Source organism: Deinococcus sp. Marseille-Q6407 (assembly GCF_946848805.1).
Taxonomy (GTDB): domain Bacteria; phylum Deinococcota; class Deinococci; order Deinococcales; family Deinococcaceae; genus Deinococcus.
In genome coordinates, this window is sequence record NZ_CAMPFU010000003.1 from 233,899 (window position 1) to 253,883 (window position 19,985).

Here is a 19,985-nt window from a genome sequence, read left to right on the forward strand (position 1 = left end):
CTGGGCAGCCTTTAGACTGCCTTCTATGCCCGACGATCCCGCCTTTGCCCGCCTAGAAGGCTTCATGCGGGACACGCTGGGCGGCGGGGCCAGCCTGCTGTATGAAGAAGCGGTGCAGCCGGCGCAGACCGTAGCGGTCGAGAACCTCGGCTGGAGCGAGGGCGTGCGCCGCGGGTTCGGGTTTCCGGCCGCCTACTCGCACCAGGCCGAAACCTACCGGCTGCTGCAACAGGGTCAGCACGTCATCGTGACCACGCCCACCGCCAGCGGCAAGACCGGGGCTTTTTTTCCGGCGCTGTTCGGCGCCCTGGAAGCTGATCCCCAGGCCACCGCGCTGCTGGTGTACCCGCTGGTAGCGCTGGGGCAGGACCAGCGCGAGAAACTCGAAGCGTTCGCGCAGCAGGGCGGGTTCACGGCGCGCCCCGGCGGCTGGCCGATCGGGGAATTTCAGGGCGGGGCGCAGGTAGCGGCGGCCTTTGCGCCGGGCATCCGGATGGTCACGGCCACCCCCGACAAGCTGCACTGGAACCTGGGGCACCCCCGGGTGCGCGAATTTCTGCGGCATCTGCGCTTTCTGGTGCTGGACGAAGCCCACAGCTACCGCGGCGGCTTCGGCTCGGAAGTCTCGGGAATGCTGCGGCGGCTGCTGGCACTCGCCAGGGCGCTGGGGGCCAACCCGCAGGTGATTCTCAGCACCGCCACCATCGGGAACCCGTCGCAGTTCGCCCGCGAGCTGGTGGGGGTAGAAGCCGTGGAAGTCTCCGAGTCGGGCGCGGCGCGGCACGGCAAACGCTACTACCTGGCCGACCACCGCGGGCAGCCCCGGCGCTTCTGGGACGCGGTGGTGCGCTCGGCAGTGGAGCGCGACCTGAAGGTGCTGGCCTTTTTCCGGGGGCGCTCGCGGGTCATGCGGCTGTACAGCACCTACCGCCGCGACCGCCGCTTTCACGACCATGTGCATCTGTACATGTCGGGCGCCGCCGAGCGCGCCGGCCGGCTGACCGAGTTCCGCCGCGCCCGCAGCGGCGTAATGTTCGCCACCAACGCCCTGGAAGCCGGGGTGGACATCGGCGACCTGGAAGTGGTGATTCTGGACGGCTATCCCGGCTCGCGGATGGCTTTCCGGCAGATGGCGGGCCGTTCGGGGCGCATTGCGCCGGGCGCCGTGCTGTACCTGCCCACGCTGTCCTCGCGCGGGGTGCCGCTGCCGGTAGACGCTTTTTATTCCAACGCCGACAACTTCCGCGAACTGCTGACCGGGCCCACCGAAAAAGCGGTGGTGGAGCCGGGCAACCCTTATCTCGCGCCCCGGCACCATGCGCGGCAGATGGCCGAGTTCCGCATGGCCGGCTTGACCCCACCCGAGAACCTGGGCTCGCCGCCGCACTGGCTGCTGCGCGGCGAAGATATGGCGCTGCACGCCGTGGTCGAGGAAAGCGCCTGGGAAAAGGACGGCGCGGCGGCCCTGCGCCAGCCGCTGGATAGCCCCAGCCAGCACTACGCCCTGACCGAGAAACACCCCGAAGCGGTCTTTAACCTCGACGGCCAGGACTACAAGGTGACCCGCTGGGAAAAGACGCCGCAGGGCACCGCCATTTTGGTAAAGCCCTACGCCGCCGAGGGCCAGATCACCCGCGGGCTGTACGAGGTGCAGGTGCGGCCGCTGCCGGGGCGCATGAGCGAATGGACCAAGCAGGGGCCGGTGGCCTACCGCGGCGGCGAGGTGCAGGTCACGCGGGTCTACCGCGGCTATCAGATTATTCGCCCGCTGTTTGAGCGGGTCTGCACCGGCTGTGACCGCGTTCCCGAGCCGACCGAGCGGGTCTGCCGCCGCTGCGGGGGCCACATCCAGGACCGAATGCAGGACCAGAAGATTTCCGAGCACCTCTACGACGAGCCGGTCACGCTGGAACCGCTGCAGACCACCGCGCTGGAAGTGGCGGTGAACGCCGGGGCCACCGAGCAGCCCACGGCGGTGGCGCACACCCTCAAACATTTGCTGCTCAAGCTGATTCCCGAAGCGGTGGCCTGCGACGAGGGCGACCTGGCTGGGGCCTTCCGCACCGGACACGACACCTCCTTTTTCATTTACGACGACTGGCGCGGCGGGCTGGGCATCGCCCGCCGGGCGCTGGAAAGCCTGCCGCAACTGCTGCAACGGGCGCTGGAACTCACCGAAAAGGACTGCTGCACCGCCACCGAAGGCTGCTACGAGTGCATCGCGGTCAGCCGCTGCTTTGCGCCCCTGCTGCCCAGTGGCGAGCGGCGGCCCACCAGCAAACCGGCCACCCGCGCGCTGCTGGCCCAGGTGCCGGGGCTGCAGGTGCGGCCAGTGGCGGCCTCGGAACACACGCACCAACCGGCCCCTGCTTCTTTCGCTGCTCCCCATACCGGAACCGCGCCAGCGCCGCGGCGGGCAGTGCCCCCCATACAGCCCCCGGCGGACCAGGCGCCCCCGCCGCCGGCCGGCTGGCCGCTGCAGGCCCGCGAGCTGCTGGACCTGCGTGGGCTGTCGCTGCCGGAAGTCTCGGCGCGGCTGAGTATTCCCAGCCGCGAGATTCAGCGGGCGGTGGCCTCCACCTCGCCGCTGCGGCTGGCCCATCCCAAGTGGGGCGAAGGCCACCTGCTACAAGGCTTCGGGCAGGGCGAGCGGCGCGAGGTGCTGGTGTACTTTCCGGGCGTGGGCCAAAAACGCCTGCTGCTGAAATACGCCGGGCTGAAGGTGGTGCCCTAGCAGAAACTGGGCCGCGCGGCGCGGCTGACATCCCGCTGACAAAACCGGCGCGGCCCCGTGCTACGGTCAGTGCGATTGCGCCGGGGAAGAGAGCTGCCAGACCGCCCGTTCTTGGCTGTTTCTCCCTCTTCTTTCCCGGCTTCTCCACTTTCCCTTTTAGCCCCTTTTGCCTCTGATTCGTCCTCACCGCAAGGAGTCCCTGCATGCGCGAAGTCCTCGACCAAGAACTGAAAAACAGCCTCAACGCCACCCTCAACATGATCGGCACCGTGGAGCGGATGTACACCATCGGCGCCGACGTGCTGCTGAACGGTGAGCAGCAGAAGCTGGAGCAGCTGCGCTCTATTGACCAGGAAGTGGACCGGATGGAAATGCAGATCGAGGCCGACTGCCTGCGGGTCATCGCACTGCACCAGCCGGTGGCCCGTGACCTGCGGCAGCTGGGCCTGATTCTGAAATGCCTGACCGACATTGAGCGGATGGGTGACTATGTGGTGCATGTGGCCGAGCACAGCGAAGACGTGGTGATTCCCGAGAAACTGCGCCCTATTCTCAGCCGAATGCTGGCCCGGCTGGAGGAAATGAGCCGGGCGCTGCGTAACGCTCTGGCCGACCGCGACGTGGCGCAGGCCGAAGCCACCGTGCGGATGGACGACGAGGTGGACGACCTGTACGAGCAGCTGCAGCAGGAGCTGATCGGGCACATGACCCGCGAGCCCGGGCAGGTGGCTGACGCCCTACAGCTGATGCGCATCGGCCGGTCCATCGAGCGCATCGGGGACCATATGGAAAACATTGCCGAGCGGGTGCCCTACTGGGTGACCGGCGAACACCGGTTCTGACCAGAGCTGCCCTCTACACTGGGCCATATGAGCGATGAGCTGAATTTTGCCCACACCATCTTGCAGGGCCGCCACTGGCGCGAGGTGCCGGACAGCGAGGTGCTGGCCGCCTCCGAGCAGCTGCTGGGTGAGTGGATGTCCGGCGAGGTGCGAATGGAGCGGCCCAAGCTGTACGACCATTACGCCCTGTTGCTGCTGGCCCTGACTCGCCAGAACCGCGAACTGACCGAGCGGGTCGCGGCGCTGGAAGCCCGCCTGAGCCTGACTGGGAGCGACGCGCCGGAGCCTAAACTTATGCCTGAAACAGAGCAGCCGGCCGACTGACAGGCCAGACTCCGGCTCAGCATCAATAAACCCAGGTTTTACATGAGGCACACGCAGGAGCAGAGGGCAACATCCAGAATAGGGCTCTGATTTCCCCAAATCTGACCCGAACCACTGGAGGTTCCCCATGAAAAAACTGGCCCTGCTGACCATTTCCGCCGCCCTACTGACCTCTGCTGCTCAGGCGGCCACCAACCAGACCATCCCCGACCGAGGCACCGTCAACGTGAACGGTGCCAAAGTCTTTTTCAAGGCTGAAGGCCAGGGCGAACCCCTGCTGATGATCCACGGCTACCCCCTGAACGGCGAACTGTTCAAGAAGAACCGCAACCTGGCCGGCTACCGGGTGGTCACGGTGGACCTGCCCGGCTTCGGCAAGAGCACGCTGGCTCCCGGCCAGCCGGTCAGCATTGAGAACTACGCCAGCACCATGCTGGGCTTCATGGACGCCCTGGGCCTGCAAAAGACCACTGCCGCCGGCATGAGATGACCCTGCTGCAGATGTATAAGTCGGCGCCCGAACGTTTCAAGGGCCTGATCTTGATTGACACCACCGCCGACCCGGCCGGCCCCGCCGAAGCAGGCATGTGGCGCGGCGTGGCGCAGCAGGCCCAGGAGCGCGGTGTGAGCAGCCTGGTGGACGTGCTGATGCCCCGCATGATGACCGGCGCCGACCGCCTGAATCAGCCGGCCCAGGCCGGGCACCTGAAGACCCTGATCAAGCAGGCCAGCCGTGACGGCGCAGTGGGCGGAGCCAATGCCCTGGCGAACCGCCCCGACGCCCGCCCGGTGCTGAAGTCCATCCGGGTGCCCACCCTGCTGATTTTTGGCCTGGAAGACAACGTGACGGCCGCCGAAGGCGCCAAGAAGATGAACCAAGACATTGCCGGCAGCCAGCTGGTCATGATTCCGGGTGCCGGCCACGCCGCCATCTTCGAGAAGGCGGGCGCGGCCAATGCGGCCATCGCTCTTTGGCTCAGCAGCAACCGCTAAAGACTGCTTTAGCAGCTGAAAAGAGAGGAGCGCAGGTGAATAGGCCTGCGCTCCTCTCTTATGTTTGTGTCTGGCTGGCAGCGGCTTTCAGGCCACATCATCGCCGCGGCGCAGGGCTTCCAGCGGGGGCTGCCCGGCGCGGTGGCCCCGCCCACAGCTGTGGCACCAGTAGGCCTGGTCGCCGTCGCGCAGGTCGCACAGCTCCAGCGGCTGGCCGCAGTCGGGGCAAACATACTCGTAGCTGCGCCCACTGGCCGGGTAGGGGTCTTCCTTCCAGTATTTTCGGCTGGTTTTAGCAGAATTTCGTCTCATATTACGAAAATAACATACAAAGCTGGGCAGGGGAAGGGCTGCCTTTACTGACCCTTTTTATGCCCTTTGGCCCGGCCCTCCCGGTTTCTCCCGCTGCACTTCTCTAGTCGAGGTCTACGTCCTGTGGCTCATTGCTGGGAGCTGGCGTTGCCCCGTCTGCCCCAACCCGGCGGCGACGGCGCAGCATGGCGGGTTCCTGGTCCAGGTTGAACACAAAGTGCCGGGGCCGGCGCTCGTGCAGCCAAGTTTCCAGCGACACCAGCCGGGGCCGGAAGCGGATGTACTCGCGCAGCTCGCGCACCGGCACAAAGCGGGCTTCCTGCACGTCGTGGTCGGGGTCCCTGGGGCCCAGGTCGCCGCCCACCACCCGGCCGGTGTAAAAGAACTGCAGGTGGTGCCCCCACGACTCGGCCTGGAACTCCACCACGAAGGCCAGGTCACGCAGTTCGATGACCAACCCGGTTTCCTCGTAGGTTTCGCGCCGGGCGCCGTCCTGAATCAGTTCGCCGGCTTCCAGCCCACCTTTGGGCAGCGACCAGCGGCCGCGCTCGCGCACCAGCAGAATCTGGTCGCCGCGCAAAATCACGCAGCCCACCCCGATCCGGGGCGCAGCCAGCGGGCGTTTGCGCTTGCCGCGGCGGCTGGGCGGCGCCGGCTTGGGCACCGAGGTGTCGTTGGTGACCTGCCCAGGGTACTGGATATTGTTGCCCACCTTCTTGGCCTTGCCCCCACGGCGGCTGCGGCTGCGCCGGCGCGGGGTCCGGGTGGCCGCTTCGCCGCTCTGGGGGCGGTTCTCGGTGGTCAGGGCGGCTGGTGCTGCGGCCTGACCGCCCTCTCCCGGCTGCCCCTGATCCTGGATCTGCTGCGGCTGGCCGGGCCCGGCTGCCCCTGCGCTGCGGCGGCCCGAACGGCGCCGGCGGCCACTGCGTGAAGAACGTGTCACCGGAGTGTCGTCGCTCATATCGCTCCTTCGGGGGCCAGGTCATTAAAGCGCACATGGGCGCTGTGGAACTGCAGCTTCACGGTCCCGACCGGGCCGTTACGGTTCTTGCCCACGATAATCTCAGCAATGCCCTGCTGGTCGGTTTCCTGGTTGTAGTACTCGTCGCGGTAGATGAACATCACGATATCGGCGTCCTGCTCAATGGCGCCCGATTCACGCAGGTCCGAGAGCATCGGGCGGTGGTTGGGGCGCGATTCCACAGCGCGCGACAGCTGCGAGAGCACGATGATCGGCACGTCCAGCTCACGCGCCAGCCCCTTGAGGCCGCGCGAAATGGTGCTGATTTCCTGCTGGCGGTTCTCGCTGCCGTTTCCGCCGCGGCCGCCCGACATCAGCTGCAGGTAATCAATCACCACCATGCCCAGCTGCCCGCGCTGCGCGGAGATGCGGCGCAGTTTGGAGCGCAGGGTGTTGAGGGTGAGGTCCGGCTGGTCATCAATCACGATGGGCGCCTCGGCCAGCCGGCCCGCCGCGTGCGCCAGCCGCTCGAAATCGCGCTCACCCAGCTGCCCGTTGCGAATCCGGTTCATGTCTACCCGCGCCTCGCTGCACAGCATTCGCAGCACCAGATGCACGCTGGGCATTTCCAGGCTAAAGATGGCGACCGTCTTGTCGCCGCGCAGGCCGATGTTCTGGGCGATAGAAAGGGCGAAAGCCGTCTTGCCCATCGAGGGCCGGGCCGCCAGCACGTTCAGGCTGCCTTTCTGAAAGCCGGAAATGGTTTCGTCCAGGTCGCTGAAGCCGGAGCTGACGCCGTCGGGCATGCCCCGGTTCTGGTGCAGCTGGGTGATGTACTCGAAGGTGTCGTGCACCACGTCGCTCATCACCTCGAAGTCGCCGCCCTTTTGCTTCTGGTCGGCCACGCTGAAAATGGCTTTCTCGGCGCCGTCCAGCAGATCTTCCAGCGGCTGTGCGCCGTCGTAAGCCAGCTGCATCACCCGGCCGGCCGCGCCGATCAGCTGGCGCAGGGTGTATTTCTCGCTCACGATGCGGGCGTAGTGCTCGGCGTAAGCGGCGGTGGGCACCTGGTCCGACAGCCCGATCAGGTACGGCAGGCCACCCACCTCGTCCAGCTGCCCGCCGACCCGCAGGTCTTCGGACAGCGTGACCAGGTCCACCGGCTCGCCGCGCTCCTGCAATTTCTGCATGGCACGGTAAATCTTGCGGTGGCCTTCGCGGTAGAACATTTCGGGCGTGACCGTGTCGCCCAGGGCGCTCAGCACGTCGTTGTCCAGCAGGATGCTGCCCAGCACGCTGATCTCGGCGTCGTTGGAGTGGGGCGCAATGCGCGGGCTTACTTCCACGGGTGAACTTCCATCGAATCTCGCATGGGCGGGGTGGGTTCCTTTCAGGGGCCAGAAGACAGGGGCCAAAGAGAAAACAGGGAGAAAAGCGGTTCCGCCCGCCAGCACGCTGGAACGCTTCCAGGGGGCCAGGGGAACACGGCTCAGGCCGTGCAGCACGGCACAGCCACTTTCGGCGGGGCACCAGGCTCCGCGGCAACGCAGGCATCATACCGCACCGGCCTGGGCGCGGCACCCTGGCAGAGTTGTGTCAGAAAAACGGGGGCCGGCGGGGCCTTCCAGAGCCGCTCTTATGGAGGCCGGAGACAAAAAAAGTTCGCCTCACACGCCGGAAACCTGCTGGAAAAAAGTCTAAAGGCACACAGGCGGGGACCAACCCCTCAAACGTAAGACCGCTGTGAGAAGGCCGGGCCTATGCTCCTGACAGCAGAGACGGGAAGGCCGAATATCCCGGGCGATTGCCCCGGCCACACACCCCCGCAACTGCCAAGCCATACCAGGCGCGGCCGGACCTATCCGATATTTTAACCGGCCCGCCGAACCCACAAGGAGCACACCATGAAGAACAACACCGCTGGTTTTACCCTGATTGAACTGCTGATCGTCATCGCCATCATCGGCATCCTGGCCGCCGTGCTGGTGCCCAACCTGCTGAGCGCCCGCAACAAGGCCAACGACACCGCCACCCAGGCTGTTGCCAAGGAATGCATCACTGCGATTGAAACTGCCCGTGACGCCGTGAGTGGCAAGCTGCCTGAGAGCGGCGACTGCGCCAAGCTGATGGGCAAGCCTCTGCCTGGTGCCACCAGCGCCGCCACCTTCACGACTGTGGATGCCACCGACAGCTACACCGTCAGCGCGACCTCCAAGTCCGGCGGCGTGTGGGACTACGACGGCCAGGCCTGGAAGTTCACTCCTAAGAAGTAACCTCTTACCTGAGTCCTCAGGACTCCTGGGCCGCCTCTCTGTGCAGGGGCGGCTTTTTTGCATCCTTTCTTCCCCACCCACCTCACCCCGAGGCCTGTTATGAAGCATTCCCAGCAAGGCTTTACCCTGGTAGAACTGCTGATCGTTCTCTCTATCACTGCGGTGCTGCTGGCCGTGTTGCTGCCCAACCTGTTCCAGGCACGCGCCCGCGCCAACGATGGGGCGACGGTCGCTTATCTCCGCCATTGCATCAGCGGCGCGGAGATGCAGCGTGATGAACTGGGCTACCTGCCGGCTTCGCTGAACGGCCGGCAGTGCAACGACAGCAGCGCCGATGCCCTGAGCACGTCAGCGCAGCCGGAACCCAGCGCCGTTGTTTCCGGCACCAGCAAAATTACCCTGCTGCCCGACCAATCGGTGAGTGTCACGGCCCAGAGTGTCTCTGGCGCCCGCTTCACCTTTGACGGCGGCACCCTGACCGTTCAGCACTGAATGGACCCGGCCTGGGTCTCTTCCTTAACCGCTCTGCCCTATAACTAGGGTCAGCATGCCTCATCCAGCCACAGCCTCCACCCCCCCGCAACGTCTCTTTTCCTGGATTGGGACCGACACCTACTGGCTGGTGGTAGGCCTGCTGCTGTTTTTCTTCGTGGTGCCGCACACCAACAGCGAAGGCTATTTCGTGGTGGGCAAGCTGGCCGCGCTGGCCGCCATTACCCTGCTGACCGGCACCTTCATCTGGCTGAACCGGCAGCGTTTTCGCTTCAGTGCGCCGCGGCCGGTGCTGTGGCTGGTGCTGGGCTATCTGGCCTGGATCACCGTGACCAACACGCTGACCGCCTCCCACCCGGAAGTCAGTGTGATCGGCTGGCCCGGTTGGCGCAGCGGCCTGCTCACCAACGCGCTCTACTGGGCCACCTTTTTGCTGGCACTGTGCCGGCCGGTGAGCGGCGCTGCCGAAACGGCACGCCATGAGCGGCAGGTCTGGCCGCTGCTGCTGGGCTTTCTGGGGGTCATCAGCCTGTGGTCTAGCGCCGAATTCGTGGGCCTGCGGCCGCTGCTGGGCAACCCTTACCTCGGCCCGCTGCAGGGGGCCTTCAGCGTGACCGCCTTTCCCATCCTGACGGTGGGCAATTCCGGCTGGATTTCGGGCATCTGGCCGCTGCTGACGCCGCTGGCGCTGCTGTTCGCTAGGCGGCGTCACTGGCCGCTGTTGCTGCTATCGCTGGCTTTCCTGCTGCTGGGCGTGGCCTCCACCCAGGGCAACCTGGCCGCGCTGGTGTTCTCGGGGCAGATGCTGCTGTTTGCCGTGCTGACGGTGCGGCGCTCCTGGCTGGCCGCACTGCTGCTGGCCGGAGCCGCCTTTTTGCCGCCGGCAGCCACCAACGGGCTGGTGGAGCTGGGCCGGCAGGTGCAGAATGCGGGCTGGGCGCCGCTGCAACCGGCCGACCAGGAAAACCAGTTCAATGCCGGCACCACCGCCAAAACCACCTCCGAGCGTCTGCTGATTTTCACTTCGGGCCTGCGGAGTGCGGCCGCGCGGCCGCTGACCGGCTGGGGCTACGAGACGTTTCAGAACAACTTTTACAGCCACCTGACCCCAGAAGAACGCGAACCCTTCCTGCGCAAAATTGTTGGTGCCCAGCCGGATGAGCGGGTGGGCGTGAGCGGGCTGGCGGCCATCGCCCAGAAGGAAGTGAACGGCGAGACCGTGACCCGTGAGCGCACCCTGCTGATGATCAAGCCGCACAACTACCTGATTGAGGAGGTCTACAGCAACGGCTTTCCCGTGCTGCTGTTTCTGCTGCCACTGCTGGGCCTGATCGCGGCCGAGCTGCTGAAGGCCCGCACCGAGCTGGCCCTGTTGGCTTTCTTTGGGTTACTCGGCTACGGCGGTTTCCTGATGGGCTGGTTCCTGAACCCCTCGGTCACGCCGCTGGCGCTGGCGGTGCTGGCACTGGGTCTGCGCAGTGCTGACCGGCTGCGCAGCCGGCCAGTGGCCGCGGCAGCAACTGGGAAACCGGGCTTTCAGAGCTGAACGCTGGCCCCGGCCCGGTGCCTGAGCACAGGCCCCCGGCTATCCTCCCCTATCCTGTCGCTATGCAACATCCCCCCTTTACCGCGCTGGCTGCGGTGTACGACACCATGATGGACGACGTGGAGTACGACCAGTGGACCGATTTTCTCCTGACCTACGCCCGTGACCGGGGCCTGGGGCGTGGGCAGGCACTGGACCTGGCCTGCGGCACCGGCGGCCTGACCCGCGAGCTGCTGGCGGCCGGCTGGGACGTGACCGGGCTGGACGGCTCGGCCGAGATGCTGGCCCGCGCACGCCAGCGCCTGCCAGGCAGCGTGCCGCTGGTGCAAGGCGACCTGCGCACCTTCGAGCTGGAGGAACGCTTTGACCTGATCACCTGCGTGTTCGATAGCCTCAACAACCTGCTGAGCACACAGGAACTGGGGCAGGCGCTGACCCAATCGGCGCGGCACCTGCGCCCCGGCGGGCTGCTGGCCTGTGACCTGAACACGCGCCTGGGCGTGCGCGACCTGTGGGAAGGCGGCGTGATGGAAGGCGTGGCCCCGGCGGCTGACGGCAGCGAGGTGCATTACCACTGGTCCCACGTCTACGACGAGGAGGAAGAACTGGGCGTGGTGCAGGCGCTATGCCGGGTGGTGCGCGACGGCGGCGAGGTAGAAGAATTCACCGAAATGCACCGCGAGCGCGGCTATGACCCCCAGGAGGTGGAGCCCCTGCTACGGGCCGCCGGATTTGCCCACTGGGACATCGTGGAATACCCCGATTATGCTGAGCCGCAGGCCGACACCCCGCGCATCTGGGTGCTGGCCTGGAAAGGTGAGGCACAGTGACGCCCAGAGTTCCCGCGCCCAAGGTTGCTGTCCTGGGCGCCGGCGGCTGGGGCACCGCCCTGGCCCTGAGCCTGCTGCGGGCCGGGCACAGCGATGTGACCCTGTGGGCCCGGCGCGCGGAGGCCGCCCAGGAACTGCGCGAGCGGCGGGAAAATGTGGCCTATCTGCCGGGCGTGCCACTGCCGCCCGAACTGCACATCACGTCCAAGCTGGCCGAAGCAGTAGACGGCGCCGAACTGGCGCTGGTGGTCACGCCCAGCGTGGGGGTGCCGGACCTGCTGGCCGCACTGCCACAGAAACTGCCACTGCTGCTGTGCGCCAAGGGCCTGGGGCCAAACGGAGAGCGCCTCAGCGAACTGGCGCGGGCCGGAGGGTTTGCCTGGCTGGCAGTGCTGAGCGGCCCCAACCACGCCGAGGAAATCGGGCGGGGGCTGCCGGCCGCCACTGTAATTGCCAGCGACGACCCCGCGCTGGCCCGCCGCGCTCAGGCGCTGCTGCAGTCGGCCAGCCTGCGGCCCTACACCTCGGGCGACCCGGTGGGCGTGGAGCTGGGCGGCGTGCTGAAAAATGTACTGGCGGTGGCCGCTGGGCTGGTGGACGGCCTGCACCTGGGTGACAACGCCAAAGCTTCGCTGCTGACCCGGGGCCTGCCGGAAATGGCCCGCTACCTGGACTGGGCGGGGGCACAGCCGGGCACCCTCTACGGCCTGAGCGGCCTGGGTGACCTAATAGCCACCGCCGGCAGCCGGCACTCGCGCAACCGGGCCGCCGGCGAGGCGCTGGCGCTGGGCGAGCAGCCCGAGCAGGGCGGCAAGGTGGTGGAAGGTCTGCGCACCGCCCGGCTGCTGCACGACTGGGGCGAGCAGCACGGCTTTGACCTGCCCATCATCCACGCCGTGTCGCGGGTAGCAGCCGGTGAGTGGGCTCCGCAGCAGGCTGCCCGGGAGCTGATGGAGCGCGAGATGCGGGCAGAATAGGCCAGAGCTGCCTCACCCCGCCTGCGGCCTTTACAGCCCCAGCGCCGCCTGCACTTCCGCGTGGCTGCTCAGGGTGCGCTGGGCGCCGGCGGCCAGCAGTTCGCCGGCCAGCGCCGGGTCGTGATGGGTAGCGGTCAGGCCCCAGACGGTGCAGCCGGCGGCCACGGCGGCGCGCACGCCCACCAGGCTGTCTTCCAGCACCAGGCATTGCTGCGGGCGCAGGCCCAGCGCCGTGGCCGCATGGCGGTAGAGGTCGGGCGCCGGCTTGGCGCGGCCGCCCACGTGCGAAGGGTTATAGGCGTGTTTGCCAAAGCCTTCGCTCAGGCCCACCTCGCCCAGCTTGAACACCATTTCTTCCTGGCTGCTGTTGGTCGCCAGCGCCACCGGAACACCGGCCGCACGTAAACCTGCCAGGGTCTCGGCCGCGCCGAGAATCATGGCGCCGGGGCCGAACGCCTGCGCAAAACGCCGGCTCAGGTCGTCGCTGAACCCAGCCGGCGGTTCCCAGCCGTGTTCCTCGCGCAGCCAGTCGAGCAGCATGGCGTTGGTCAGGCCATTGCCGGCGTCCATCAAAGCCTGCTTGCCGATGCGCTCACCAGCCTCGCCCATCGCACCTACCCAGGCGTCGTAGGCGATGCCCTCGGAATCCACCAGCACCCCGTCAAAGTCGAAGATGACTCCGGCGAAGCCGGCGGCCGTCACAGCACGTCACTTTCGGGGCCATTTTCCCAGCCGGCCAGAATGTGGATGTGGGTGTGTTCCACCATCATGCCCGCGCCCCGGCCGGCATTCACCACCAGGCGGTAATCCTGGGCGTGCTGCCGGGCCACCTCGGACGCCTTGAGCCACAGCCGGCCCATCTGCTCCGGGTCCTGAATGGTGTCGATCCGGGGGGTCCAGACCTTGGGAATCACCAGCAGGTGAATGGGCGCCTTGGGCGCGATGTCGCGGATGGCGATGTAGTCGTCGTCCTCATACACGATGTCCGAAGGGATTTCACGGGCGATGATGCGCTCGAAGATGCTGGGTTCGCGGCCTTGGGTCATGCCTCCCAGTGTAGCCAGACACTGCCGCAAGGTCAGCACATGAATTCAAGCTAAGGTCGGCGCTCTCCCCCCGGCCCCCGCTGCGGCCCATAATGCGGTATGCGAGTTCCCAAACGACTGCTTCTGGCCGGTGCCGTCACGGCCCTGGCCGCCCGCCGCGCCCTGGTTCCCCGCTACGACCTGAGCGGCAAAAGCGTGCTGATCACCGGCAGCTCGCGTGGGCTGGGTCTGGCGCTGGCCCGCGAGTTCGCTGAGCGCGGCGCCCGGCTGACCCTGACCGCCCGCACCGCCGGGGACCTGGAAAAAGCGGCCGCTGACCTGCGTGAACGCGGCGCCGAGGTCACGACCATCGCCGGCGACGTGACCAGCCAAGAGGACCTGGAGCGCATCGTGCAACATGCCGCAGACACCTACGGCACCCTGGACGTAGTGGTTCACAACGCCGGCATGATTCAGTCGGGCCCGGTGCAGGACATGACCGAAGAAGACTGGCGCGAGATCATGGAAATCAACGCTTTTGCCGGTCTGCGCCTGACCCGCGCGGCTTACCCGCATCTCAAGGCGGCCGGCGGCCGGGTGCTCTTGATCGCCTCTATCGGCGGCAAGATTGCGGTGCCGCACCTGGGCCCCTACTCCATGAGCAAATTCGCGGCGGTGGGCCTGGGCGCGGCGCTGCGCTCCGAGCTGAGCCTGGACGGCATCGGGGTGACGGTGGCCTGCCCCGGCCTGATGCAGACCGGCAGCCCCAAGCACGCGCTGGTGAAAGGTGATTACGAAAAGGAATACGGCTGGTTTGCCACCATCGACAACCTGCCGCTGATTTCCATGCCCGCGCCGGCAGCTGCCCGCGGCATCGTGAATGCTCTGGAGCGCGGCGACGCCGAGGCGATGATCGGCATTCCGGCCACGGTGGCCCGCTACGTGCAGGCGCTGGCTCCGCAGCTGATGGCCGATGCGATGGTGCTGGTCAACCGGCTGCTGCCTGGCCCGACCGGCGACCTGAAAGCTTACCGCGGCGCCGAAGCCGAGACCAGCATGACCCGTGGCAACCCTTTCAAGCGGGCGGCCGAGCAACAGTTCAATCAGGACTGAGCCGCGGCCAGCTGCTGCAGCCAGGCCAGCGCGGCGCCGGGCCCCAGCAACCGGGCGCCGCGTTCCGGCGGAAACCAGGCCAGCAGGTCGGCCTGACCCCGCTCGTCGTCACCGAAAACGACCTTGTGGTCGCCGTCCAGCAGCCACAGCACCCCGGCCGGGGTGGCCGTGACGCGGGCGCCCACCGCCAGCGGTTCTCCCAGCCACACGGCGTCCACTTCGGCGTTGTCGGCGGGGTTGTGCAGCGCGGGCAGGCAGCCGTAATTTACTGGAGCCGGCCAGGGCTCGCTGCGGTAGGGAACCACCTCTCCCCCACCATCTTGTGAGCTGCGCCACACCCAGCGCTCGGTTTCGCCGCGGCGCCACTCCACCACCCCGGTGTAGACGGCGTCACTCACGGGCGAACCTCGTAGAACTCCACCAGCCGCATGACCTGATCACCCAGCCCTAGGGCCGCGCGGTAGGCGCCTTTCGCCGGGGCCTTGAGGCGGAAAGTGGCTTCCCGCTGCTCGGCGTCCAGATACACCGAGTCCTGCGCCAGCTGCCGGTTGCCGTCAAACCAGGTCACGTTCAGATAACCGGCCGGAAAGCGGCCCTGGAGCTGTGCGGTCAGCACCAGATCGTCACCGTCGCGCCGGATTTCGGCACCGAAGATGCGCGGGGGCAGGTTTACCTCGGCCACCGGCGGAATCAGCGGCACGTAGTTGTAGCGGCAGCCGCCCAGCAGGGGCAGCACCAGCAGCGGCACGAGACGGAGAGGCAGGCGCATATGGCAACCAGTCTAGCGGCCCCTTCTGAGTGCCGGCTGCGCGGCCGAAGCTACGCGGCGGGAGGTGCGCAGCGGAAGATACTCGGGGGGAAGGGAATCAGACGCCGGTGGCCGCGATGGCACCCAGCAGGGCCACCGGGGCCGTCTCAGCCCGCAGGATACGGGGGCCCAGCACCACGCCGCGGGCGCCACGGGCCAGCAGCGCCTCCATCTCGGCCTCAGAAAAGCCGCCTTCTGGGCCGGTCAGCAGCGTGACCGGGCTCTCCCAGTGCAGCTGATCGGCCAACAGGTCGTGGACATAGGGGTGCGCCACGTAAGCCTGCCCTTCCCAGCTCAGCGCCGGGAGAGGAATGGGCGGCAGCACCGCCGGCGTCACGGCGCGGCGCGACTGCTTGCTGGCCTCGGCAGCAATTCGGTTCAGCCGGGCCAGCTTGTTGGCGCCGATGTCGCGCACGTCGGCGTGCGCGGTGACCAGCAGCTGAATGCTGGCCACGCCCAGTTCAGTGGCGGCCCGCACCACGTCTGCGAGTTTGTCGCCCTTGAGCAGCGCTACGGCCAGCGTGACCGGCTGCGGCGTTTCGGGAGTGCCGGGCATTTCTTCCACCAGCCGCAGGGTGGCCCGCAGGCTGTCCAGCGTGAGCAACTCGGCGCGGGCTTCACGGCCCCGCCCGTCAAAGACCAGCAGCGGGTCGCCGGCGCCCAGCCGCATCACACTGAGGTGGTGTGCTTCGGAGCCGCTCAGGGTCATCTCGGCGGCCAATTCCGGCACGCGCACGCGGGTCAGGCGCATCCTCAGCCTGCTTTCTGGCCGGTGGCTTTCTGGTTGGTGGCTTTCTGGCCGGTGACCAGCACCCACTCGCCGTCCTGGCGCACCTGCACATTCTGCACGCCTTCACGCTCCAGGGCTGCCAGCACCAGCGGCAGCCGGTCTTCCAGGATGCCGGTCAGAATCAGCCCGCCGCCGGGCCGCAGATGCCGCAGGTAAGCGTCGGCCAGCAGGTCGTGTAGCTCGGCGAACAGGTTGGCGACCAACACATCGTAGCCCTGCTCGGCCAGAGCCTCCTGCTGACCGGCCGGCGCTGTGAAGCCGCTGGGGCCCAGACTACCTTCATCAAACAGAACGCCGGGAGCGCCCAGGCCGTTCTGGGCGGCGTTCTCGCGGGCCACCGGAATGGTCTGGGGGTCAATGTCCACCCCGTAGGCCAGCGCTGCGCCCAGCCGCGCCGCCGCCATCGCCAGCACGCCGCTGCCGGTGCCCACGTCCAGCACGCGGGCGCCGCTCAGGTCCAGCTCGCTGAGGGCTTCTACCGCCAGCCGGGTGGTGGCGTGGTGCCCGGTGCCGAACGCCATCCCCGGCTCGATGATCAGCGGCAGTTGCCCGGCCGGCACCTGATCTGCCAGCCAGGGCGGGGCGATGGTGATGCGGCCCGCTTGCACCGGGCGAATGTCGCGCTTGAAAGCGGCCTGCCAGTCTTGCTCGGGTTCTTCCAACCACTCGCCGCCGGAGAGCGGGCCGCTTTCCAGGTCCAGCCGCTCGTCGAAATAGGCGCGAATCTGCTCCCCGCGTTCTTCCAGGCCGGTCGCGCCGGCCTCCCACAAGAGGTCGAGGTCGGCTTCACGCGTTTCCAGGGTTCCGGGCAAGACATACACCAGCATGGGCCCCAGTGTAACGGCCGGGGCCAGGGGAGCAGCCGGTGCCGTATAGGAGCCGGGGGCCTGCTAGGCTAAAGCATGTCCAGCGCAGCGCGAGCGAGCACACCAGCCGTCAGCCAGCACCCGGGTCAGCAGCGCCAGCCCAGCGCCCTGCCGCAGCGCTTGGCCAGTCTCTGGGACGATTTCCAGGCGGCTGACCCCACCGCCATTCACGAGGTGCGCAAGCTGACCCGCCGCGCCGCCGCCGAGGCGCAGGTCAGTGGCCTGAAAGGCGGGGTGCGCCGCGAGTGGCGTGATCTGCGCCGGGCCGCCGCCCCGCTGCGCGACCACGACGCGGCCGGCGAACACCTGCGGGCCGCCCTGCATGAGCTGGACGCCAGCCCGACTGCGCTGACCCGTTTCGAGCGCGCCTGGTCTCGCCGCCGTGCCGAGCTGCTGCGGCAACGTCCCCTGCCGGCCAGGCCGCCCCGGGGCTACAACCTGCCGGCCGACTGGCAGAAGAAAGCCAGGAAAGCGCTGAAAAAAGACCGCCGGGCGCTGCTGAAACAGGGCAAAGTGCTGATGAAAGGCGCAGGCAGCGACGACGCCGAGGCCTGGCATACCTGGCGCAAACAGATGAAGCGCTACCGCTACACCCTGGAACTGTCGGGCAAGGCCCCCCGCGAGGTCCGGGACATGCTGGACCTGCTGGGCCGGGTGCAGGACGCCGAGGTGCTGCTGGAGCTGCTGGGCAGCGAGGACGCCGCATTCAGCAAGACCCACCGGGCGGCGCTGCAGGAACGGGAGCTGCAGGCCCAGGCGCAGGCCCGCGCCGAAGCTCACCGGCAGTGGCCCAGGCTGAAAAAACACCTTCAGGAAGCCGGCGAATCCTAAAGCCGCGGCCCATCCGGAGGCCGCACCGGACCGCTAGCCTGGGCCCATGGCGCAGGACAAGACCGGCCCTTCCCAGAACGCCACCACCCAAAACAGCACAGGCCAGAACAGCACAGGCCAGAACACCGACCAAAGCGCGGCGGCGCGCCCCCAGACCGCCGTGCTGCTGCACGCCTTCCCGCTGGACGCCCGGATGTGGGACGCCCAGAAAGCGGCGCTGGAGGCCGCCGGCCTGCGCGTGATCGTGCCGCACCTGCCGGGTTTTGGCGGCGAACCGGGCCAGATGAACAGCTTGGAAGCCGCCGCGCAGTGGCTGCTGGACAGCAAACTGCCCGAAGAACCGTTCTCGCTGGTGGGCCTCAGCATGGGCGGCTATCTGGTGCTGGAAGTGCTGGCTCTGCTGGAAGAACGCGGCCAGAGTGAGCGGGTGCCGCGCGTGGTGCTGGCCGATACGTCTGCCAGCGGCGACGACGAGGAGAAAAAGCAGCACCGCGAAGAACAGGCCCAGCGAGTGCTGGCCGAGGGCGCTGAATTTATCATCAAGAACGCCCGCGAGGAGCAGAAACCCTCCACCGCCGAGCAGACGGTCGCCATGACCCAGGAGGCCAGCCGCGAGGGCATCGCCGCCGCGCTGCGGGCCATGGCTGCCCGCGCCGACCGCCGGGACGTGCTGCGGGCACTGGCCGGGCGGCAGGTGGCGGTGCTGGCGCTGGTGGGGAGCGAGGACGGCCTGACCCCGCCGGAAGAAGCGCAGGAAACGGCCCGCCTGAGCGGCGGCACCGTGCAGCAGATCCAAGGCGCCGGGCACCTCGCCAACCTGGACGAACCGGGCCCTGCTGGAGTTTCTGAGCTGATGTCAGCGCCGGGCGTCCTGGCCGAGCTGCGCCGCGAGTTTTGGACGTGGCAGACCATGAATGCCCAGGCCGAGCGGCTGCACCTGACCGAGACCCGGATGCAGAATGCCTGGACCTGGCGTGAGTTGCTGGCGCACCTGAGAGCCTGGCAGGAGGTGACTCTGGCCCGTCTCAAAACGGCTCCTGACGGTGCAGAGCCAGCCTACCCCGCCTGGGCAGAAGGTCAAAATCCCGACAGGCAGGACCTCGACACCTTGAACGCCCGGATTCAGGCCGCCGCCCAGGGACAGAGTTGGGCCGAAAGCCACGCCGCGTGGGAAAGTGGCTTCCGGGAAGTGCTGAGGTTAGCGCGCCTACCAGACGAAGGCGACCTGACCTGCCCAAGAGACTGGTTAGACGGCTATACCCTGTTGGATGTGCTGCGCGGCAGCTTGGCACATCACCGCGAGGAGCACCGGCCTGGCGCGCAGCGCTGGCTGGAACGCCAACCCGGCTTCGCCCCAGGCAACCGCTGAAGGGTCACTGCATCAGCGGCAGTGGGTCAATCTCCCCGCTTTCCATCCGCTCCATGATCTGCCGGCCAGTAGGAGTCTGGGCCAGGCCGCCCTCGGCCGTTTCGCGCAGCGAAGGGGGCATCATCCGGCCCACCTCGGCCATTGCGGTCACCACCTCGTCGGGCGGAATAAAGCTTTCCAGGTTCGCCAGCGCCAGCTGCGCCGCGCTCACCGCGTGAACGGCGTAAAAGGCGTTGCGGCTCACGCAGGGCACTTCCACGTAGCCGCCCACCGGGTCACACACCAGCCCGATGGTGTTGGTCAGTGCCAGGGCGGCAGCGTGAACGGCGGCGCGGGGCGAGCCGCCCATCAGCTCGGTGACGGCGGCGGCGGCCATCGCGGCGCTGGAGCCGATTTCCGCCTGACAGCCGCCGGCGGCACCTGAAATGAACATCTTCTGGCTGATGGCTTTGCCAATCCCGGCCGCCAGAATCAGTGGGCCCACCAGTTGGTCGTCGTCAATGCCGAGGTGGTCGGCCACGCCCAGCAACGCGCCCGGCACGGTGCCGGCGCTGCCGGCGGTGGGCGCCGCCACGATGCGGCCCATCCGGGCATTTTCCTCGTTCACGGCCATGGCGTACGCCTGCACCCGCACCAGCAGCGGCGCATTCAGTAGGTCCGGTACTTCCCAGAGGCCCTTGGCGTTCCAGCCCACCATGCCGGTGATGCTCTTGGCATCGCTGCGGAGCCCGCGATCCACCGAGTCGCGCATCTCGGCAATGCGGCGGCGCATCTCGGCACGGACCGCCTGGGGGTCCAGGCCAGATTCTTCGCAGTCACGCTCCAGCACCCAGGCAGAGGCGGGCGCGGGGGCCTGCATGATGTCTTCCAGTTTCATAGGGTCCTCCTCGGGGAAAAAG

23 protein-coding genes are annotated in these 19,985 nt (G+C 67.6%); 13 read left to right on the plus strand and 10 right to left on the minus strand.

Annotated features, from left to right (window positions below; translation table 11 throughout):
• The first annotated feature begins 25 nt into the window (after nt 1-25).
• The 5 genes from OCI36_RS08195 to OCI36_RS08215 all read left to right on the plus strand — a co-directional run bounded on the left by OCI36_RS08195 (nt 26) and on the right by OCI36_RS08215 (nt 4,893).
• Nucleotides 26-2,734 (plus strand): DEAD/DEAH box helicase, encoded by a 2,709-nt coding sequence (locus OCI36_RS08195; RefSeq protein WP_261664600.1) that lies wholly within the window; start codon nt 26-28, stop codon nt 2,732-2,734.
• A 203-nt stretch (nt 2,735-2,937) separates the two neighbouring features.
• Nucleotides 2,938-3,576, plus strand: a complete 639-nt coding sequence (gene phoU, locus OCI36_RS08200) for a phosphate signaling complex protein PhoU (RefSeq protein ID WP_261664601.1) — start codon at nt 2,938-2,940, stop codon at nt 3,574-3,576.
• A 27-nt stretch (nt 3,577-3,603) separates the two neighbouring features.
• Nucleotides 3,604-3,900, plus strand: coding sequence for a hypothetical protein (locus OCI36_RS08205; RefSeq protein ID WP_261664602.1), 297 nt, complete (start codon nt 3,604-3,606; stop codon nt 3,898-3,900).
• 127 nt (nt 3,901-4,027) lie between these two features.
• Complete coding sequence (locus OCI36_RS08210; protein ID WP_261664603.1) at nt 4,028-4,390, plus strand: alpha/beta fold hydrolase; 363 nt, start codon at nt 4,028-4,030, stop codon at nt 4,388-4,390.
• On the plus strand, nt 4,387-4,893 hold the full coding sequence (locus OCI36_RS08215) for an alpha/beta hydrolase (protein WP_261664604.1): 507 nt from the start codon (nt 4,387-4,389) through the stop codon (nt 4,891-4,893). Before OCI36_RS08210 ends, OCI36_RS08215 begins: the two co-directional genes overlap by 4 nt.
• A gap of 87 nt (nt 4,894-4,980) precedes the next feature.
• Here the strand turns inward: OCI36_RS08215 and OCI36_RS08220 are convergent, their stop codons facing one another.
• The 3 genes from OCI36_RS08220 to dnaB all read right to left on the minus strand — a co-directional run bounded on the left by OCI36_RS08220 (nt 4,981) and on the right by dnaB (nt 7,512).
• Nucleotides 4,981-5,205: a hypothetical protein gene (locus OCI36_RS08220; RefSeq protein ID WP_261664605.1), complete on the minus strand. Its 225-nt coding sequence runs from the start codon at nt 5,203-5,205 to the stop codon at nt 4,981-4,983.
• Nucleotides 5,206-5,308: 103 nt separating this feature from the next.
• Nucleotides 5,309-6,166: an NUDIX hydrolase gene (locus tag OCI36_RS08225; RefSeq protein ID WP_261664606.1), complete on the minus strand. Its 858-nt coding sequence runs from the start codon at nt 6,164-6,166 to the stop codon at nt 5,309-5,311.
• Nucleotides 6,163-7,512 carry a replicative DNA helicase gene (dnaB, locus tag OCI36_RS08230; RefSeq protein WP_261664607.1) on the minus strand — a complete coding sequence of 450 codons (1,350 nt, stop codon included), beginning with the start codon at nt 7,510-7,512 and terminating at the stop codon, nt 6,163-6,165. The genes OCI36_RS08225 and dnaB overlap by 4 nt, the downstream gene beginning before the upstream one ends.
• A gap of 558 nt (nt 7,513-8,070) precedes the next feature.
• Here dnaB and OCI36_RS08235 point away from each other — a divergent pair.
• The 5 genes from OCI36_RS08235 to OCI36_RS08255 all read left to right on the plus strand — a co-directional run bounded on the left by OCI36_RS08235 (nt 8,071) and on the right by OCI36_RS08255 (nt 12,284).
• On the plus strand, nt 8,071-8,439 hold the full coding sequence (locus OCI36_RS08235; protein ID WP_261664608.1) for a type IV pilin protein: 369 nt from the start codon (nt 8,071-8,073) through the stop codon (nt 8,437-8,439).
• 99 nt (nt 8,440-8,538) lie between these two features.
• Nucleotides 8,539-8,931 (plus strand): type II secretion system protein, encoded by a 393-nt coding sequence (locus OCI36_RS08240; RefSeq protein WP_261664609.1) that lies wholly within the window; start codon nt 8,539-8,541, stop codon nt 8,929-8,931.
• Between the two features lie 55 nt (nt 8,932-8,986).
• Nucleotides 8,987-10,477: an O-antigen ligase family protein gene (locus OCI36_RS08245; RefSeq protein WP_261664610.1), complete on the plus strand. Its 1,491-nt coding sequence runs from the start codon at nt 8,987-8,989 to the stop codon at nt 10,475-10,477.
• Between the two features lie 62 nt (nt 10,478-10,539).
• Nucleotides 10,540-11,307 (plus strand): class I SAM-dependent DNA methyltransferase, encoded by a 768-nt coding sequence (locus OCI36_RS08250; protein WP_261664611.1) that lies wholly within the window; start codon nt 10,540-10,542, stop codon nt 11,305-11,307.
• Nucleotides 11,304-12,284: an NAD(P)H-dependent glycerol-3-phosphate dehydrogenase gene (locus OCI36_RS08255; RefSeq protein ID WP_261664612.1), complete on the plus strand. Its 981-nt coding sequence runs from the start codon at nt 11,304-11,306 to the stop codon at nt 12,282-12,284. Before OCI36_RS08250 ends, OCI36_RS08255 begins: the two co-directional genes overlap by 4 nt.
• Nucleotides 12,285-12,314: 30 nt before the next feature.
• On the opposite strand, the gene OCI36_RS08260 is transcribed toward OCI36_RS08255, so the two are convergent.
• Together OCI36_RS08260 and OCI36_RS08265 are read right to left on the minus strand one after the other, a co-directional pair.
• Complete coding sequence (locus OCI36_RS08260; RefSeq protein WP_261664613.1) at nt 12,315-12,986, minus strand: HAD family hydrolase; 672 nt, start codon at nt 12,984-12,986, stop codon at nt 12,315-12,317.
• Nucleotides 12,983-13,330 (minus strand): HIT domain-containing protein, encoded by a 348-nt coding sequence (locus OCI36_RS08265; RefSeq protein ID WP_261664614.1) that lies wholly within the window; start codon nt 13,328-13,330, stop codon nt 12,983-12,985. Before OCI36_RS08265 ends, OCI36_RS08260 begins: the two co-directional genes overlap by 4 nt.
• A 99-nt stretch (nt 13,331-13,429) precedes the next feature.
• Here OCI36_RS08265 and OCI36_RS08270 point away from each other — a divergent pair, with 99 nt between their 5' ends.
• Nucleotides 13,430-14,422, plus strand: a complete 993-nt coding sequence (locus OCI36_RS08270; RefSeq protein WP_261664615.1) for an SDR family NAD(P)-dependent oxidoreductase — start codon at nt 13,430-13,432, stop codon at nt 14,420-14,422.
• On the opposite strand, the gene OCI36_RS08275 is transcribed toward OCI36_RS08270, so the two are convergent.
• The 4 genes from OCI36_RS08275 to OCI36_RS08290 all read right to left on the minus strand — a co-directional run bounded on the left by OCI36_RS08275 (nt 14,413) and on the right by OCI36_RS08290 (nt 16,847).
• Nucleotides 14,413-14,820, minus strand: coding sequence for an inorganic pyrophosphatase (locus OCI36_RS08275; protein ID WP_261664616.1), 408 nt, complete (start codon nt 14,818-14,820; stop codon nt 14,413-14,415). The two genes, OCI36_RS08270 and OCI36_RS08275, sit on opposite strands and share 10 nt — an antisense overlap.
• Nucleotides 14,817-15,191, minus strand: a complete 375-nt coding sequence (locus OCI36_RS08280) for a hypothetical protein (RefSeq protein ID WP_261664617.1) — start codon at nt 15,189-15,191, stop codon at nt 14,817-14,819. Before OCI36_RS08280 ends, OCI36_RS08275 begins: the two co-directional genes overlap by 4 nt.
• Nucleotides 15,192-15,288: 97 nt before the next feature.
• Nucleotides 15,289-15,981 (minus strand): 16S rRNA (uracil(1498)-N(3))-methyltransferase, encoded by a 693-nt coding sequence (locus tag OCI36_RS08285; RefSeq protein WP_261664618.1) that lies wholly within the window; start codon nt 15,979-15,981, stop codon nt 15,289-15,291.
• A gap of 2 nt (nt 15,982-15,983) precedes the next feature.
• Entirely contained in the window at nt 15,984-16,847 is an 864-nt protein-coding gene (locus tag OCI36_RS08290) for a 50S ribosomal protein L11 methyltransferase (RefSeq protein WP_261664619.1), read from the minus strand.
• Nucleotides 16,848-16,922: 75 nt separating this feature from the next.
• Here OCI36_RS08290 and OCI36_RS08295 point away from each other — a divergent pair, with 75 nt between their 5' ends.
• Nucleotides 16,923-17,717, plus strand: a complete 795-nt coding sequence (locus OCI36_RS08295; RefSeq protein WP_261664620.1) for a CHAD domain-containing protein — start codon at nt 16,923-16,925, stop codon at nt 17,715-17,717.
• Between the two features lie 46 nt (nt 17,718-17,763).
• Nucleotides 17,764-19,086: an alpha/beta fold hydrolase gene (locus OCI36_RS08300; RefSeq protein ID WP_261664621.1), complete on the plus strand. Its 1,323-nt coding sequence runs from the start codon at nt 17,764-17,766 to the stop codon at nt 19,084-19,086.
• Between the two features lie 4 nt (nt 19,087-19,090).
• Here OCI36_RS08300 and sdaAA read toward each other — a convergent pair whose 3' ends face one another.
• On the minus strand, nt 19,091-19,963 hold the full coding sequence (gene sdaAA / locus OCI36_RS08305) for an L-serine ammonia-lyase, iron-sulfur-dependent, subunit alpha (RefSeq protein WP_261664622.1): 873 nt from the start codon (nt 19,961-19,963) through the stop codon (nt 19,091-19,093).
• Nucleotides 19,964-19,985 lie beyond the last annotated feature (22 nt).

Coding starts and splice junctions, on each gene's coding strand:
- OCI36_RS08195 (WP_261664600.1), top strand. CDS start 26: ATGCCCGACGATCCCGCCTTTGCCCGCCTAGAAGGCTTCATGCGGGAC.
- phoU (WP_261664601.1), top strand. CDS start 2,938: ATGCGCGAAGTCCTCGACCAAGAACTGAAAAACAGCCTCAACGCCACC.
- OCI36_RS08205 (WP_261664602.1), top strand. CDS start 3,604: ATGAGCGATGAGCTGAATTTTGCCCACACCATCTTGCAGGGCCGCCAC.
- OCI36_RS08210 (WP_261664603.1), top strand. CDS start 4,028: ATGAAAAAACTGGCCCTGCTGACCATTTCCGCCGCCCTACTGACCTCT.
- OCI36_RS08215 (WP_261664604.1), top strand. CDS start 4,387: ATGACCCTGCTGCAGATGTATAAGTCGGCGCCCGAACGTTTCAAGGGC.
- OCI36_RS08220 (WP_261664605.1), bottom strand. CDS start 5,205: ATGAGACGAAATTCTGCTAAAACCAGCCGAAAATACTGGAAGGAAGAC.
- OCI36_RS08225 (WP_261664606.1), bottom strand. CDS start 6,166: ATGAGCGACGACACTCCGGTGACACGTTCTTCACGCAGTGGCCGCCGG.
- OCI36_RS08235 (WP_261664608.1), top strand. CDS start 8,071: ATGAAGAACAACACCGCTGGTTTTACCCTGATTGAACTGCTGATCGTC.
- OCI36_RS08240 (WP_261664609.1), top strand. CDS start 8,539: ATGAAGCATTCCCAGCAAGGCTTTACCCTGGTAGAACTGCTGATCGTT.
- OCI36_RS08245 (WP_261664610.1), top strand. CDS start 8,987: ATGCCTCATCCAGCCACAGCCTCCACCCCCCCGCAACGTCTCTTTTCC.
- OCI36_RS08250 (WP_261664611.1), top strand. CDS start 10,540: ATGCAACATCCCCCCTTTACCGCGCTGGCTGCGGTGTACGACACCATG.
- OCI36_RS08265 (WP_261664614.1), bottom strand. CDS start 13,330: ATGACCCAAGGCCGCGAACCCAGCATCTTCGAGCGCATCATCGCCCGT.
- OCI36_RS08270 (WP_261664615.1), top strand. CDS start 13,430: ATGCGAGTTCCCAAACGACTGCTTCTGGCCGGTGCCGTCACGGCCCTG.
- OCI36_RS08280 (WP_261664617.1), bottom strand. CDS start 15,191: ATGCGCCTGCCTCTCCGTCTCGTGCCGCTGCTGGTGCTGCCCCTGCTG.
- OCI36_RS08285 (WP_261664618.1), bottom strand. CDS start 15,981: ATGCGCCTGACCCGCGTGCGCGTGCCGGAATTGGCCGCCGAGATGACC.
- OCI36_RS08290 (WP_261664619.1), bottom strand. CDS start 16,847: ATGCTGGTGTATGTCTTGCCCGGAACCCTGGAAACGCGTGAAGCCGAC.
- OCI36_RS08295 (WP_261664620.1), top strand. CDS start 16,923: ATGTCCAGCGCAGCGCGAGCGAGCACACCAGCCGTCAGCCAGCACCCG.
- OCI36_RS08300 (WP_261664621.1), top strand. CDS start 17,764: ATGGCGCAGGACAAGACCGGCCCTTCCCAGAACGCCACCACCCAAAAC.
- sdaAA (WP_261664622.1), bottom strand. CDS start 19,963: ATGAAACTGGAAGACATCATGCAGGCCCCCGCGCCCGCCTCTGCCTGG.